This window comes from Rhodoplanes azumiensis (assembly GCF_042682915.1).
Taxonomy (GTDB): domain Bacteria; phylum Pseudomonadota; class Alphaproteobacteria; order Rhizobiales; family Xanthobacteraceae; genus Rhodoplanes; species Rhodoplanes azumiensis.
Genome location: NZ_JBHUIW010000005.1, coordinates 150,376 through 163,381, shown reverse-complemented (window position 1 = coordinate 163,381; position 13,006 = coordinate 150,376). Strand labels below are relative to the sequence as shown.

The 13,006-nt window shown below is 71.3% G+C and carries 16 protein-coding genes; 8 read left to right on the top strand and 8 right to left on the bottom strand.

What is annotated here, in order from left to right; all coding sequences use genetic code 11:
• Positions 1-110 precede the first annotated feature (110 nt).
• Positions 111-647 carry a TRAP transporter small permease gene (locus ACFSOX_RS07145; RefSeq protein ID WP_378477106.1) on the bottom strand — a complete coding sequence of 179 codons (537 nt, stop codon included), beginning with the start codon at positions 645-647 and terminating at the stop codon, positions 111-113.
• 160 nt (positions 648-807) lie between these two features.
• The gene (locus tag ACFSOX_RS07140) at positions 808-1,842 is read right to left on the bottom strand and encodes a DctP family TRAP transporter solute-binding subunit (protein ID WP_378477105.1); all 1,035 of its coding nucleotides are present in this window, start codon (positions 1,840-1,842) and stop codon (positions 808-810) included.
• Between the two features lie 80 nt (positions 1,843-1,922).
• Here ACFSOX_RS07140 and ACFSOX_RS07135 point away from each other — a divergent pair, with 80 nt between their 5' ends.
• The 3 genes from ACFSOX_RS07135 (at position 1,923) to ACFSOX_RS07125 (ending at position 3,105) form a co-directional block, all read left to right on the top strand.
• Positions 1,923-2,297, top strand: a complete 375-nt coding sequence (locus ACFSOX_RS07135) for a type II toxin-antitoxin system RelE family toxin (protein ID WP_378477104.1) — start codon at positions 1,923-1,925, stop codon at positions 2,295-2,297.
• 4 nt (positions 2,298-2,301) lie between these two features.
• Complete coding sequence (locus tag ACFSOX_RS07130) at positions 2,302-2,676, top strand: helix-turn-helix transcriptional regulator (RefSeq protein ID WP_378477103.1); 375 nt, start codon at positions 2,302-2,304, stop codon at positions 2,674-2,676.
• A 96-nt stretch (positions 2,677-2,772) separates the two neighbouring features.
• Complete coding sequence (locus tag ACFSOX_RS07125; protein ID WP_378477102.1) at positions 2,773-3,105, top strand: hypothetical protein; 333 nt, start codon at positions 2,773-2,775, stop codon at positions 3,103-3,105.
• Positions 3,106-3,136: 31 nt separating this feature from the next.
• Here ACFSOX_RS07125 and ACFSOX_RS07120 read toward each other — a convergent pair whose 3' ends face one another.
• Positions 3,137-4,243 (bottom strand): lysylphosphatidylglycerol synthase transmembrane domain-containing protein, encoded by a 1,107-nt coding sequence (locus ACFSOX_RS07120; protein ID WP_378477101.1) that lies wholly within the window; start codon positions 4,241-4,243, stop codon positions 3,137-3,139.
• A 293-nt stretch (positions 4,244-4,536) separates the two neighbouring features.
• Between ACFSOX_RS07120 and ACFSOX_RS07115 the strand changes: the two genes are divergently transcribed.
• Complete coding sequence (locus ACFSOX_RS07115; RefSeq protein WP_378477100.1) at positions 4,537-5,592, top strand: glycosyltransferase family 4 protein; 1,056 nt, start codon at positions 4,537-4,539, stop codon at positions 5,590-5,592.
• On the opposite strand, the gene ACFSOX_RS07110 is transcribed toward ACFSOX_RS07115, so the two are convergent.
• From ACFSOX_RS07110 to ACFSOX_RS07100, 3 genes are all read right to left on the bottom strand, one after another.
• Complete coding sequence (locus ACFSOX_RS07110) at positions 5,480-6,673, bottom strand: hypothetical protein (protein ID WP_378477099.1); 1,194 nt, start codon at positions 6,671-6,673, stop codon at positions 5,480-5,482. The two genes, ACFSOX_RS07115 and ACFSOX_RS07110, sit on opposite strands and share 113 nt — an antisense overlap.
• An 85-nt stretch (positions 6,674-6,758) precedes the next feature.
• Positions 6,759-7,010: a DUF2249 domain-containing protein gene (locus ACFSOX_RS07105; RefSeq protein ID WP_378477098.1), complete on the bottom strand. Its 252-nt coding sequence runs from the start codon at positions 7,008-7,010 to the stop codon at positions 6,759-6,761.
• Between the two features lie 10 nt (positions 7,011-7,020).
• Positions 7,021-7,389, bottom strand: a complete 369-nt coding sequence (locus ACFSOX_RS07100; protein WP_378477097.1) for a metal-sulfur cluster assembly factor — start codon at positions 7,387-7,389, stop codon at positions 7,021-7,023.
• A 169-nt stretch (positions 7,390-7,558) separates the two neighbouring features.
• Here ACFSOX_RS07100 and ACFSOX_RS07095 point away from each other — a divergent pair, with 169 nt between their 5' ends.
• Positions 7,559-7,813, top strand: coding sequence for a DUF1858 domain-containing protein (locus ACFSOX_RS07095; RefSeq protein WP_378477096.1), 255 nt, complete (start codon positions 7,559-7,561; stop codon positions 7,811-7,813).
• A 243-nt stretch (positions 7,814-8,056) separates the two neighbouring features.
• On the opposite strand, the gene ACFSOX_RS07090 is transcribed toward ACFSOX_RS07095, so the two are convergent.
• Positions 8,057-8,755 (bottom strand): Crp/Fnr family transcriptional regulator, encoded by a 699-nt coding sequence (locus ACFSOX_RS07090; protein WP_378477095.1) that lies wholly within the window; start codon positions 8,753-8,755, stop codon positions 8,057-8,059.
• Between the two features lie 37 nt (positions 8,756-8,792).
• Positions 8,793-9,761 carry a LysR family transcriptional regulator gene (locus tag ACFSOX_RS07085; protein WP_378477094.1) on the bottom strand — a complete coding sequence of 323 codons (969 nt, stop codon included), beginning with the start codon at positions 9,759-9,761 and terminating at the stop codon, positions 8,793-8,795.
• A 76-nt stretch (positions 9,762-9,837) separates the two neighbouring features.
• On the opposite strand from ACFSOX_RS07085, the gene ACFSOX_RS07080 reads away from it, so the two are divergent.
• From ACFSOX_RS07080 to ACFSOX_RS07070, 3 genes are read left to right on the top strand one after another with little or no spacing between them, the layout of a single operon-like run.
• Positions 9,838-10,746 carry an HTD2 family dehydratase gene (locus ACFSOX_RS07080; RefSeq protein ID WP_378477093.1) on the top strand — a complete coding sequence of 303 codons (909 nt, stop codon included), beginning with the start codon at positions 9,838-9,840 and terminating at the stop codon, positions 10,744-10,746.
• On the top strand, positions 10,743-11,999 hold the full coding sequence (locus ACFSOX_RS07075; protein ID WP_378477092.1) for a CaiB/BaiF CoA transferase family protein: 1,257 nt from the start codon (positions 10,743-10,745) through the stop codon (positions 11,997-11,999). The genes ACFSOX_RS07080 and ACFSOX_RS07075 overlap by 4 nt, the downstream gene beginning before the upstream one ends.
• Positions 11,996-12,976: a Bug family tripartite tricarboxylate transporter substrate binding protein gene (locus ACFSOX_RS07070; RefSeq protein ID WP_378477091.1), complete on the top strand. Its 981-nt coding sequence runs from the start codon at positions 11,996-11,998 to the stop codon at positions 12,974-12,976. Before ACFSOX_RS07075 ends, ACFSOX_RS07070 begins: the two co-directional genes overlap by 4 nt.
• The last annotated feature ends 30 nt before the right edge of the window (positions 12,977-13,006 follow it).

The following is a 13,006-nucleotide window of genomic DNA, read 5'->3' as shown; positions in this document are numbered from 1 at the left end:
GAGTGAAAGAAACGCAGGGGCATGCCGCACGGCACGGCGCGTCGCCTCTCCGCGCGCGGGGAGAAGGAGCGCGGCGGCCGTCCCGTGTGGCCCTTCGGCTCGCCTCGTCATCACAGCGGCTCGATCACGTCGTGGGCCGGCCGGCGCCTCGATCGCAGCGTCCGGATCAGATGGCCGAGCGCGCGGGCGATCACGGCGAGCGAGAGCAGCGGCAGCGCGAGCGTGTAGATCCATTGCGGCTCGCCGAGCCCCGGCGACGTCACCTCGAAGCGGTACTCGTCCCACACCAGGCGGGCGCCGAGCCACACCAGGAGCCCGAACATCGCGATGGTGGCGAGGCTCGCGATCACCTCGGCGATCTTCTCGGCCGTCCGCGGCAGCAGGCCGGTGAAGAAGACGATGCGGATCTGCCGGTCGGCCGCCGTCGCGATGCCGGCGCCGAGCAGCGTCACCACCACCATCAGGGCGATCGAGAACTCCTCCGTGAAGGCGAAGGAGTAGTTGGTGAGATAGCGCGCGATCACGTTGCCGAGCGTGATCAGGCACAAGGCGGCCATCGCCGCAGCGGCCAGCACCTTCTCGAACGTGAGCGGCACCCGCACGGGCGGGTTCTTGGGCGCGATCAGCGGATCGGATTCGGCGGACATGGCACGGTCACGGCTTCGGCGTCGGCTGCATTGTCGTCCCGGGGCGGCCGAAGGCCGAGCCCGGGATCCATAGCCCCTGTCTGTCGTGAGCCAAAGGCGCTGGGGGTATGGATTCCGGGCTCACGGACCTGCGGTCCGCGCCCCGGAATGATCGCGCGCGTCACTTCCGCGCCGCCACGGCTTTCTCGGCGGCGTCGACCAGGGGGGCGCCGATGCGGGCCTTCCATTTGTCGTAGACGGCCTTGGTGGCATCCTGGAACGCCTTCTGCTCGGACGGCGTCAGCCGGATCACGGTGACGCCGAGCGCCTCGATCGCCTTCAGGGTCGCCGGATCCGTCTCGGTGATGCCGGTGCGGGCGAGGTGCTTGCTGTAGGCGCCGGCCTCGAGCGCGGTCTCGCGCAGGAGCTTCTGGTCGTCGGCCGAGAACGTGTCCCACACCGGCTTCGACACCGCGAAGATCAGCGGGTCGGCGACGTAGCCCCACAGCGTCAGGTGCTTCTGCCCGACCGTGTTGAGCTTGGCCGCGACATAGACGGCGAGCGGGTTCTCCTGGCCGTCGACCGCGCCGGTCGAAAGGGCCGGCTGGGCGTCGGCCCAGCTCATCTGGGTCGGGTTGGCGCCGAGCGCCGTGAAGGTTTCGTTGAACAGCGGCGAGCCGACGACGCGGATCTTCAGGCCCTTGAGGTCGGCGGGCGTGCGCACGTCGCGCTTGGAGTTGGACAATTCGCGAAACCCGTTCTCGCCCCAGGCGAGCGGCACCACGTCCTTGGCGCCGACGATGTCGAACAGCGTCTTGCCGGCCTCGCCGCCCGTGATGGCGTCGATCGCCGCGTGGTCGGGCATCAGGAAGGGCAGGGCGAACAGGTTGAGCTCCGCCACCTGGGGCGACCAGTTGATGGTCGAGCCGACCGCCATGTCGATGACGCCCTGGCGCATCGCCGTGAATTCCTTGGTCTGGTCGCCGCCGACCAGCTGGGCGCCCGGATAGACCTTCAGGTTGATGCGGCCCTGCGAACGCTCCTTGACGAGATCGGCCCAGCGCTGCGCCGACACGCCCCACGGGAACGGGGCGCCGAGTACCGTCGAGACCTTGTATTCGGGCTTGTAGGTCTGGGCGGCGGCGGGCGGCGGCAGCATGGCGGCGGAGGCGATCGCCGCGCCGAGGGCGAGCGCAGCGAACAGGCGCTTGGTCATGAAATGTCTCCCTGGAGTTCGGCGGTGGGGTTTTCGTCCGTCGCGGGCGGGTCGTCCAGCCATTTTCTTGCAGGGCCGGCGTGCCGGTGCAACCGCCGACAAGCCCGGCATTCCGGCGGTTCGATGCCATCTCGATCCGACTTCGACATAGCAGATCGCTATTTTGGCTCGCGTGCGTGCTAGCTGCCTGCTACTCTTTCGATATGCTCATCGCATACAGGAAATCCGCCCTGCGGGCGCTGTTGCGGATGCCGCCGAGCACGGCACGGTCGATCCGGTCGAAGATCGAGCAGTACGCGGCGGACCCGGCGAGCCTGGCGAACAACGTCAAACGGCTTCGGGGGCGCGACGGCTATCGCCTGCGAGTCGGAGACTATCGGGTGATCTTCGATCAGGACGGCGTCGTCATGGACATCATCGAGGTCGGTCTGCGCGGAAGCATCGACGAGGAATAGGACGATGACCAAGCCCTCCATCATCACGAGCCCGAGCGGCGACCGTCTGGCCGTCATTCCTCTCGACGAGTACGAGCGTCTGACCGAGGCTGCCGAGGACGCCGCGGATGTTCGTGCTTACGACGCGGCGAAGGGCCGGATCGCGGCCGGCGAGGACGAAGCCATTCCGGCCGCGTTCGTCGACCGGATCCTCGACGGCGAGAACAAGGTGCGGGTGTGGCGCGAGTTCCGCCGCATGACGGTCAAGGATCTCGCCGCCGCCGCGGGGATCACGGCCGCCTACCTGTCGCAGATCGAGACGGGGACGCGGGACGGCTCGGTCGCGACCTTCAAGAAGATCGCGACGGCGCTCAAGGTCTCGATCGACGACATCGCGTGACCGGCCGACGTTGCCGCCGTGCCGAGCCGGCGCTAGCTTTTCGTCGGGATCAGGCGAGGCCGCGCCGATCGGCGGCGCGGCGGGGGAGGCGGTGCCATGCCGGCCACCGACACGAAAGTCTACTCGATCATCGTGAAGTTCGAGGACGACGGCTCGCTCGCCCAGTGTGCGGCGGTCCGGCACGACGGTCGGCTGTGGCTGGTGCCGGAGTGGATCGACGATCCGGCGGCGCCGGTGATGCGGCCGGAGCGGATGGTGTGCATCGAGGGGCTGCCGCTGAAGGACGGCGGCACGCTCGGCGCGCGAAAATTCGACTGGATCCTGCGGCCCGAGATCCCGAAGGCCGTGCTCACCGGGCCGCTGCCGCCGCCGCCCGACTGGCCTTTGCCGGTGGTGGCGCGGCCGGACCTGCCGTTCCCGCGCGATTGATCCGACGCCTTGGCCGGCGACCGGGCGCGCGCTACGGCGCTTCCATCGCCTTGCGGCGGCGCACCGCCAGCACGCCCTCGCGAATTCCCATGATGGTCAGCGAGGTGGCGAACGGCACGACGAAATACATCAGCCGGAAGATCAGCAGCCCGGCGATGAGCTGCTCCTTGTCGAAGAAGGCGAGGCCGACCAGCATGGCGGCGTCGAACACGCCGATCGAGCCGGGCGCATGGCTGGCGAAGCCGAGCAGCGTCGCGGCGATGAAGATGCCGGCCAACGTGAAGAAGTGGATGTGCGGCTCGGCCGGCACCAGCATGAACATGGCGAGCGAGCAGAAGGTGAGGTCGGTGATGCCGATGCCGATCTGCAGCAGCGTCGAGCGGCCGCCCGGCAGCCGCACGTTGAGCTTCTTGACCCCGATGCTGCGCGGCGCGCCCCACACCCAGAAGACCCAGCCGGCGAGCCCGACCAGCAGCGTGATGCCGATCAGCCGGTTGACAGAAGGGGCGAGCTGGTCGACGGCGCCGACCGCGACCGGATCGTAGATCATGGCGAGCCCGAGCACGGCGAGATTGCCGAGCCAGAAGGTCAGGCCGGTGATGAAGCAGATCTTCGCCACGTCGACGAGGCGCAGCCCGTAGGCCGAGTAGATGCGCCAGCGGATCGCGCCGGCCGAGAAGGCGGTCGCGCCGATGTTGTGGCCGATCGTGTAGCTGGTGAAGCTCACCATCGCGGCGACCCGATAAGGGACGTGGCGGATGCCGAGCGTGCGCAACGCGAACCAGTCGTAGAGGGTCAGCGTCGCATAGGCCATGGCGACGCACAGGCCCGCCTTGACCAGGTTCTCGGGCGGGATGCTGGCGAGACCGACCCGGATCTTGTCGAGATCGATGTCGTGCAGGACGTTGTAGAGCACGACCGCCGAGATGCCGATGATCGTGCAGGCGAGCGCCGCGCCGACCCAGTTCCAGCGCACCCGGGCGAGGGCGGCGCGCACCGGGGCGAGCCAGGCGGAGCCCTTCGCCGGCGCGGTCGCGGCGTCGGGCGGATCGCCGGCCAGCGCCGCCGGATCGTCGCCGCGGGGGGGCTCGCCGGGCACGAAGGGCTCGGATCCTGGATTCAGCAAGGTCTTCGTCACACGTATTTTTCTGGCCGGCCGAAGGCCCGGGTCGCGCGGTATCGCGCCCGGCGGATCCGGATGTTTCACAGCCGTGCGACAGAGACACGACAGGGAGGCCGCCCCGTAGCATGCCGCGCCGCGCCCGTCACGGATCTCGGCGTCGCAGACGCGCCCGGGCGGGGTGCCGATCGCGGCGACCGGGCGGCCGTCACGGTCCCGTCAAGGCGGCGTCATAGACCAACGGGACAACGAGGATGAGTCGGGATGCGGCATCGTCGAGTGGACTGCGGGCCGACGCATCGGGGGGCCCCATGCGAATCCTGATCGCGACCGACGCCTGGCACCCGCAGGTCAACGGCGTCGTGCGCACCCTGCGCTCGCTCGCCGCAGCGGTGGAGACGCTCGGCGCCTCGATCGATTTCCTCACGCCGGAGGGCATGCGCACGGTGGCGCTGCCGAGCTATCCGTCGATCCGGCTCGCGGTGCCGCCGCCCGGCGCGATCGCCCGCCGGATCGACGCGATCCGGCCCGACATCGTCCACATCGCGACCGAGGGGCCGATCGGCCATCTGGCGCGGCGGCACTGCCTGCGCACCGGCCGGCGCTTCACCACGAGCTTCCACACCCGCCTCGCCGACTACGCCGCGGCGCGCTGGCCGATTCCGGCCGATCTCACCTGGGGTTGGCTGCGCTGGTTCCACAATGCCGGCTGCGCCACCATGGCGGCGACCCCGTCGCTGTGCGCCGAGCTGCAGGGGCGCGGCTTCCGCAAGGTGATGCGCTGGCCGCGCGGCGTCGACGTCACGCTGTTCCGGCCACGGCCGGATCGCGATCTCGGCCTGCCGCGGCCGGTCTTCCTCAGCGTCGGGCGGGTCGCGGTGGAGAAGAACCTCGAGGCGTTCCTGGCGCTCGATCTGCCCGGCAGCAAGGTGGTGGTCGGCGACGGCCCGGCCCGCGCCGCGCTCGCCGCGGCCTATCCGGACGTGCATTTCCTCGGCGAGCGGCACGGCGAGGCGCTGGCCGAGGTCTATGCGGCGGCCGACGTGTTCGTGTTCCCGAGCCGCACCGACACGTTCGGGTTGGTGCTGCTGGAGGCGTTGGCGAGCGGCGTGCCGGTCGCCGGCGTGCCGGTGCCGGCCACACGGGACGTGGTCGGCGACGCGCCGGTCGCGGTGCTCGACGAGGATCTGCGGGCCGCCTGCCTGGCCGCCCTCGACATCCGCTCGGCGGCCTGCCGCGACTACGCGATGACGCTCACCTGGGAAGAGAGCGCCCGGCGCTTCCTCGCCAACCTGCAGGGTGCGGGCGTGTGGACGGAGCCGACCGGCCGGCGCGAGGAGCGGCGCTCGCATCTGGCGCGGGCGTGACGGTGCCGGAAGCGGTACCCGGTCCGGCCGCCGGGCGCTTGCGCACGGTGCCGCCGACGATCAGGCCGACGAAGCCGACGAGCGCGACGAGCGTCAAGGGGCCGCTCCAGGCCCGGATCGTGTCCGCGGCCATGACGTCGCCGCCGATCCGCAACGCCACCGCGAGATGCAGCACGGCGAGCGGCAGATAGAGCCACGGCCGATAGGCGATCCGCACCCGCGCCACCGCCGGCAGGATGATCAGCGCGTGGCCGAACACCATCGACAGCACGAAGCCGATCAGCACGGCGTGGAGCGCTGCGTCGTAGCCGAACGTCGTGGTCGCCGGCGGCAGCGCGATCAGGAGCGCGCCGGCGAGGCCGAGCCAGACGTAGCCGGCCGCCATGCAGGCCGCCATGAAGCGGGTCTGGCCCGTCTGACGAATGGTGTGGCGGACCACGTCATGGCGGGCCAGCCAGACGGCCAGCGCGAGCAGAGCCACGCCGTAGACGATCGCGCCGAGCGTATCGGGAAGAGTCAGCGCAGCGCCCGCAGCGAGCAGGGCGACGCCCGCCACGAACAGGATCTCGCTGCCGCGCTTCTTGCCCATCAGCCGGCCGAGCTCGAGCCGCTCGCCCGCGATGGTGAGGACGAGAAAGCCGATCCACCAGCCGGCGACGGCGGGAATGTCGGCGCCGGCGGCCCAGAGCAGCGTGCCGACGAGCCAGGACACGGCGCCCGCCGCGAGCGTCGCGTTGAACAGGGTGCGCTGGCGCGACGTGATCACGAGCGTCACGCCGATCAGCAGCGCGGCCGACGCCGTGTAGGCGGCGGCGCCGATCGGGACCGGTGCGCCGGCGAGCAGCAGCACGGAGCCGGCTGCCGCGCAGGCCGGCGCGGCGTAGCCCCAGATGCGCCCGAAGGCGACGGCGCGTTCGAGCCCGATCACGGTGCCGAACAGGCCGCAGACCAGCAGCGCGCCGTGCAGCGCGGCGGCGTTCGCGGCGTGCGGCAGATCGAAGCCGAGCCGGAAGAGCCCGCCCCACAGGCCGCACGCCATGGCGACGATGCCGCCCGCCAGCAGGGCGACCCGCAATCCCATGCGAGACGCGGGCGCGGCGGCGTGCGGCGCCACCGGCGCGGGGGCGGGCGCGACGGTGGGCGCCGGGGTCGTCGCGAGAGCCGCCTCAGGCGGCGAGACGATGGATGCGGACGCGCCAGACATCGGGGCCTTCCTCCAGATAGCTCCAGCCGAACGCGTCCGGATGGGCGACGTCGAGATACTCGCGCAGCGGTGCCGGATCGTGCGGCGCGGCGACCACGAGGTCGGTGTCGGTCGGCAGGTCCGCGATGGTGCGGATGATGGCGCTGCGGCAGGTGCCGGGCGGCAGCGCCCGCACATCGATCAGGATCTCTTTGCTCGCGGTCTCGGTGCTCATCGGAAAGTCCTCAGCGGGTTCGCGGTGGGCGGCCGAGCAGTGCGAGGCCGCGGTCGGTGATGCGGTCCGGATCCCAGGGCGGATCCCAGACCAGGGCGACGTCGATTCGCGCGGCGTCGGGAAACCGCTCCGCCAGCGCGCTGCGGGTATCGTCGAGAATCATCTCGCCGAGCGGGCAGGCCTGGGCCGTGAGGGTGAGGGCGACCGTCACGACTTCGGCCGTGCGCCGTGCCTCGTAGACGAGGCCGAGGTCGACGACGCTCAGCCCGATCTCGGGATCGATCACGTCGTTCAACGGCTCCAGCACGTCGGGATCGAGCACGTCGCAATCCGGCGTGTCGGGGGTCGGGGAGGAGAGCGTCTGAGCTGAGAGCGTCATCGGAACCTCGCGGTGTTGCGATCACCATGACGAGGCGGCGCGCGGCGGTCTTTGCCGGGGCACAAACTGCCGTGCGATCCCGTTCCGCCGGCAGCTTGTGCCCGGACAAAGAGCGTTCTCGTGGTTCGCCCTACAGAAGCTGGGTCGCAATCGTGCGAGGAGGCTTCCGATGACGATCCGACCGAACCGCCTGGTCGCGGACGTCCTCGCCGACGCCCCGGCGACGCTGCGCGTCCTCCTCGACTTCCACATGCGTTGTGTCGGCTGCCCGATCGCGGGCTTCCACACGCTCGCCGACGCGGCCCGCGAGCACGGCGTCGATCTCGACCGCCTCCTCGCGGCGCTGCACGCAGCCGCGGCCATGCCGGCGATCGGAATGGTTCCGCCGACCGCGGCCGGCGCGCGGACGATCGAGCGCGGGTGAGGGGCGAGCGCTCTCGGATCTCGTGAGACGGCAAGCGGCGCCGAAGCTTCGGATCATACCGACGGCCTCCGGCACTGACTCTGACCGTCACCCTGAGGTGGCTGCGCGAAGCGCAGCCCTCGAAGGGCGACGGCCCGGCCCGGGCCGCATCCTTCGAGGCCCGGCTGCGCCGGGCGCCTCAGGATGACGGGTCAGGACTCAGGACCAGGCGCGACCCTCAGGGAGAGGGTTGACGCATCCTGATCATTTCTCGGCGTCGTCGGCGATCAGCAGGAGCTGATGAGGTTCGCGCACCGTGATCTTCTGGCGGCCGCTCTCGACCAGGCCGCGGTCCTCCCAGGCGCTGATGATGCGGCTGACCGTGTGCAGCGTGGTGCCGGTCATCTCGGCGATGTCCTGGCGCGAGATCGGGAAGTCGATGCGCACCCCGGTCTCGACCTTCTTGCCGGCCTGCTGGGCGAGGCGCAGCAGCGTGTGGGCGACGCGGCGCTCGACCTGCTCGGTCGACATCTCGACGACGCGGGTGTGGAGCTCCTGGATGCGGCCGCCGACCGTCTGCAGCGTGTTGGTGGCGAGCGCCGGATGCGCCGCGACGAGCCGCGCCCACGAGCCCGACGGCCACTGCAGCGCGATCGAATCGACCACCGCCACGGCGGTGCCGGGATAGGTGGTGCGGCCGATCGCCGAGGCGACACCGAACACCTCGCCGGGCGCGACGAAGCGCACCACCACCTGCTGGCCGTCCTGGGTCAGCTTGAAGACCCGCAGCCGACCGTGCAGCAGAACGAAGAACGAGTGCGCGTCGGCGTCCTGCTGGAACACGGTCGTGCCCTTGGGATAACGCACCGACTGCGCCTCCTGCAGCAGCGCCTCGCGCTGCTTCGGCGGCATGCCGGAGAACAGCGGCACGGCGGCGACCAGAACAGGATCGATGGCGGCCATCGGGAGCACCTCGGCATGCGGACGCGACGAACGTGATTTAGCACGCCGCTGCGGGAGCGTCGCCGTCCGGCGAGCCGACGGTGCTTCGATCCCGCCGTGTCCGTCCGAACGTCCGCAAGATGTCGTCCATCAGATCCTGCGCGGCGCCCGTCAGCACGCGGTCGCGCCGCCGCATCAGCCCGATGGTGCGGGTGAGCGCCGGGCGCCGCAGCGGCACCGCGACGACGCCGGCCGCCGCGGCGCCGGCGAGGGCCGATTCGGGCAGTGCCGTCAGCCCGGCGCCGGCGGCGACCAGCGCCACGGCGGTGGAGAGGTGCCGCACCTCGATGCGCCAGCTCGCCTCGACCCGGGTCTGGGCGAGGCCGGCCTCGATGATGCGGCGGTTCTCGCTCAGCGGGCCGATCGAGACGAGCGGCTCGCGGCCGAGCTCGTCCCACGACACGGCGTCGCGTCCGGCGAGCCGGTGGCCGCGCGGGCAGACCAGAAAGAACGGCTCCTCGGCGAGCGGGATGCATTCGATCTCCCACGGCTCCGAACCGATGGCGGCGAGCGCGAAGTCGAGCCGGTTCTGCTCCAGCATCGCCCGGATCTCGGTGGCCGAGAGGTCGAACACCGCGACCTCGCCGCCCTGCCAGCCCTGGCGGTGGCGGGCGAGCGCGCCGGCGAGATAGCGCACCGCCAGCGTCGGCAGGCAGCCGACCGCGATGTCGTGGCCGCGGCTCAAGTCGCCGGCCCGCCGCATGGCGTCGCGCAGGCGGCCGATCGCGGCCTGCGCCTCGGGCAGCAGGGCGGCACCGGCCGGCGTGAGCCGCACCGGCTGGGCGCGGCGGACCAGGAGCTTCTGGCCGACGATCTGCTCCAGCCGCTGCAATCGGCGGGTGAGCGCCGGCTGGCTGATGCCGAGCCGGGTGGCGGCGCGGTGGAAGGAGCCGAGGTCGGCGACGGCGATGAAGGCGTCCAGGCCGGGAAGGTCGAGATACATGGCGCGATGATGCATAGCATGCATCGAGTTGTCATCTCGTTGCATTGGACGGTGCGCCGCACCCTGTCGCAGTTTCCTCGCAAACGCACGAGGAGCCCCGATGAGCGCGACCCTGACCGACACCGCCCGGTCCAACTCCGACACCCTGCAGGGCTGGGTCGGCCGCCAGGAGGTCGCCGAGGACGAGGCGGCGGCCGTCCTGGTGCAGCGCGTTGCGGCGCTTCTCGACCGCGACCCGGCGGCGTTCCGCACCGGCGCCGCCGTGCCGGAGGGCTGGCACGTCGCCTTCTTCACGCCGCTCGCCGCGCAGTCGCAGCTCGGCCCGGACGGCCACCCCAAGCGCGGTGACTTTCTGCCCCCCGTGGCGCTGCCGCGCCGCATGTTCGCCGGGCGCCGGCTGCGCTTCCTGTCGCCGATCCGGATCGGTGCGGTGCTGCGCCGGACTTCGACCATCGCGGCGATCACGCCGAAGCGCGGCCGTTCGGGCGAGATGGTGTTCGTGCGCCTCGAGCACGTCATCGCGGCGGACGGCACGCCGGCCGTCGTCGAAGAGCAGGACATCGTCTATCGCGAGGAGGCGAGCGCGGCGCAAAGGCCCGCCGCCGCGCCGGCCGCCGCGGAGGTCACCGAGGAGCTGCCCGAGCCGAACGACCGTGAATGCTTCGTGCCGGACGCGACCACGCTGTTCCGCTACTCGGCCATCACGTTCAACGCCCACCGCATCCACTACGACACGCCCTACACGCAGGGCGAGGAGGGCTACCCGAACCTCGTCGTCAACGGTGGGCTGACCGCCCTGAAGCTGTGCGAGCTCGCCAAGCGCAACCTGCCGGGCGGCAGGCTCGGCCGGATCAGCCTGCGCAACGTCCGACCGTTCTTCCTCGGCCGCAAGGCGGAGCTGCGCAGCCGCTGGGAGCCGGACGGGCGGGTCTCGCTGTGGTCGGTCGACGAGCGCGGCCGCGTCCTCACCCAGGGCGAGGCGGCTGCCGAGCCGGGGAGCCCGGAATGATCACGTTACCCGACACGACCGCGATCGAGACGCCGTGCGAAACCGAGAAGCGCGGTCCGCTCGCCGGGATCAGAGTGCTCGACACCACCGGCGTGGTGGTCGGGCCGGTGGCGACCCTGATGCTCGCCGAGCAGGGCGCCGACGTGATCAAGATCGAGCCGCCGGAGGGCGATCTGATGCGGCGCCTCGGCGGTCGCCCGCGAAAACCCGGCATGTCGCCGAAGTTCCTGCACTTCAACCGCAACAAGCGGTCGATCGTGCTCGACCTGAAGTCCGACGAGGGGCGCGAGGTGATGACTCGCCTCGTCGCCACCGCCGACGTCTTCGTCTCCAACATGCGGCCGCGCGCGCTCCAATCGCTCGGCCTCACCTTCGCGGCGATGGCGGCGATCAATCCGCGCATCGTCCACTGCACCATCTCGGGCTTCGCCATCGGCGGCCCCTATGCCGGCGTGCCGGCCTACGACACCATCATTCAGGGGCTGTCGGGCGTCGCCGCCTGCCACGCCGAGGTGTTGGGCGAGCCGCGCTTCGCGCCCTTCGTGCTGACCGACCATCTGGTCGGCATCGTCGCGGCGCAGGCGATCTGCGCGGCGCTGCTCGGGCGTGAGCGCACCGGCGTCGGCGAGGCGATCGAGGTGCCGATGTTCGAGAACGCCGCGGCCTTCGTGCTGTCCGAGCATCTCGACCAGCGCACCTTCGATCCCGACGGCCACATGGGCGACCCGCGCATCATGAACCCGGACGCGCGCCCGCTCGCGACCCGCGACGGCTACATCTGCGTCTCCGCCAACACCGACGCGCAGACACGCGCCTTCTTCGACGCGATCGGCCGGCCCGCGCTGAAGGACGACCCGCGCTTCGCCTCGGTGGCGTCCCGGGTCGTCCATGTGCGCGAGTACTTCGCCGTGCGGGCGGAGGCGATGCGCGAGCGGACCACGGCCGAGTGGGTCGAGATCCTGCGCCGCCACGACGTGCCGGCGATGCCCTATCACACGCTGCAGAGCCTGCTCGACGATCCGCAGCTGCGCGGCTCCGGCGTGCTGACCGAAGAAATCCAGAACAACGAAGACGGCCAGGAGGAAAGCATGCTGGGGTTGCGACACCCGAACCGATATTCCAACACGGGCGTGCCCGCCTCGCGGCTGGCGCCGCGCTTCGGCGAGCACGGCGAGGAGATTCTGGCGGAGCTCGGCTTCGGGGCCGACGAGCGCCGGCGGCTGGCCGGCCGCGGTGCGGACGCCGCCGAATGAGGCGCCGCGACGTTCTGGCCGGGGCTGCCGCGATGCTCGCGGCCGGCCCGGTCGCCCCTGCCCGGGCTCAGGGCGAGCCCTGGCCGTCGCAGAACCTCAAGCTGATCGTGCCGTTCCCGCCGGGCGCCGCCAACGACACGCTCGGCCGCGCCATCGCCGATCAGCTCGGGCCGCGGCTCGGCAAGACCGTGGTGGTCGACAACCGGTCCGGCGCCGGCGGCTCGCTCGGCTCGACCACAGTCGCGCGCGCCGCGCCGGACGGCTACACGCTGCTGCTCGGCCATATCGGCACGCTCGCCGTCAATCCGGCGATCTATCCCAAGCTCGCCTACGACCCGGTGAAGGACTTCTCCCCGGTTGCCATGATCGCGGCCGTCACCAACGTGATGGTGGTGCATCCCTCGCAGCCGTTCCGCGACCTGCCGTCGCTCGTCGCGTTCGCCCGCGCGAACCCGAACAAGCTGCGCTACTGCTCGGCCGGCAACGGCAGCGCTGGCCACATCGTGATGCTCGCCTTCCTGCAGGCGACCGGGGTGCAGATGGAGCACGTGCCCTATCGCGGGCTGGCGCAGGGCCTCACCGATCTGGTCGCCGGCGTGGTCGAGCTGACCATCGGCGGCGCCCCGACCGTGATGCCGCTGGTCCAGCAGGGGCTGCTGCGCGCCATCGGCGTGTCGAGCCCGAAGCGGATGGCGACGCTGCCGGAGCTCGCGACCGTCGCCGAGACGGTGGCGCCCGGCTTCGACGTGCGACCGTGGTACGGCATCGCGGCGCCGGCCGGCACGCCGCCCGAGATCGTCTCGCGGCTCAACACCGAGATCAACGCCATCCTGGACACGCCGGCGGTCAAGAAGCGGCTCGACCAGGAGGGCGCCGAGGCGATGCCGATGACGCCGGAGGCGTTCGGCAAGCTGATCCAGTCCGAGGTGGTGCGCTGGGGCGACCTGATCCGGGCCGCCGGCATCACGGTGCAATGACGTGAGAAGAGGCGGGCGGCGCCGCGGCGC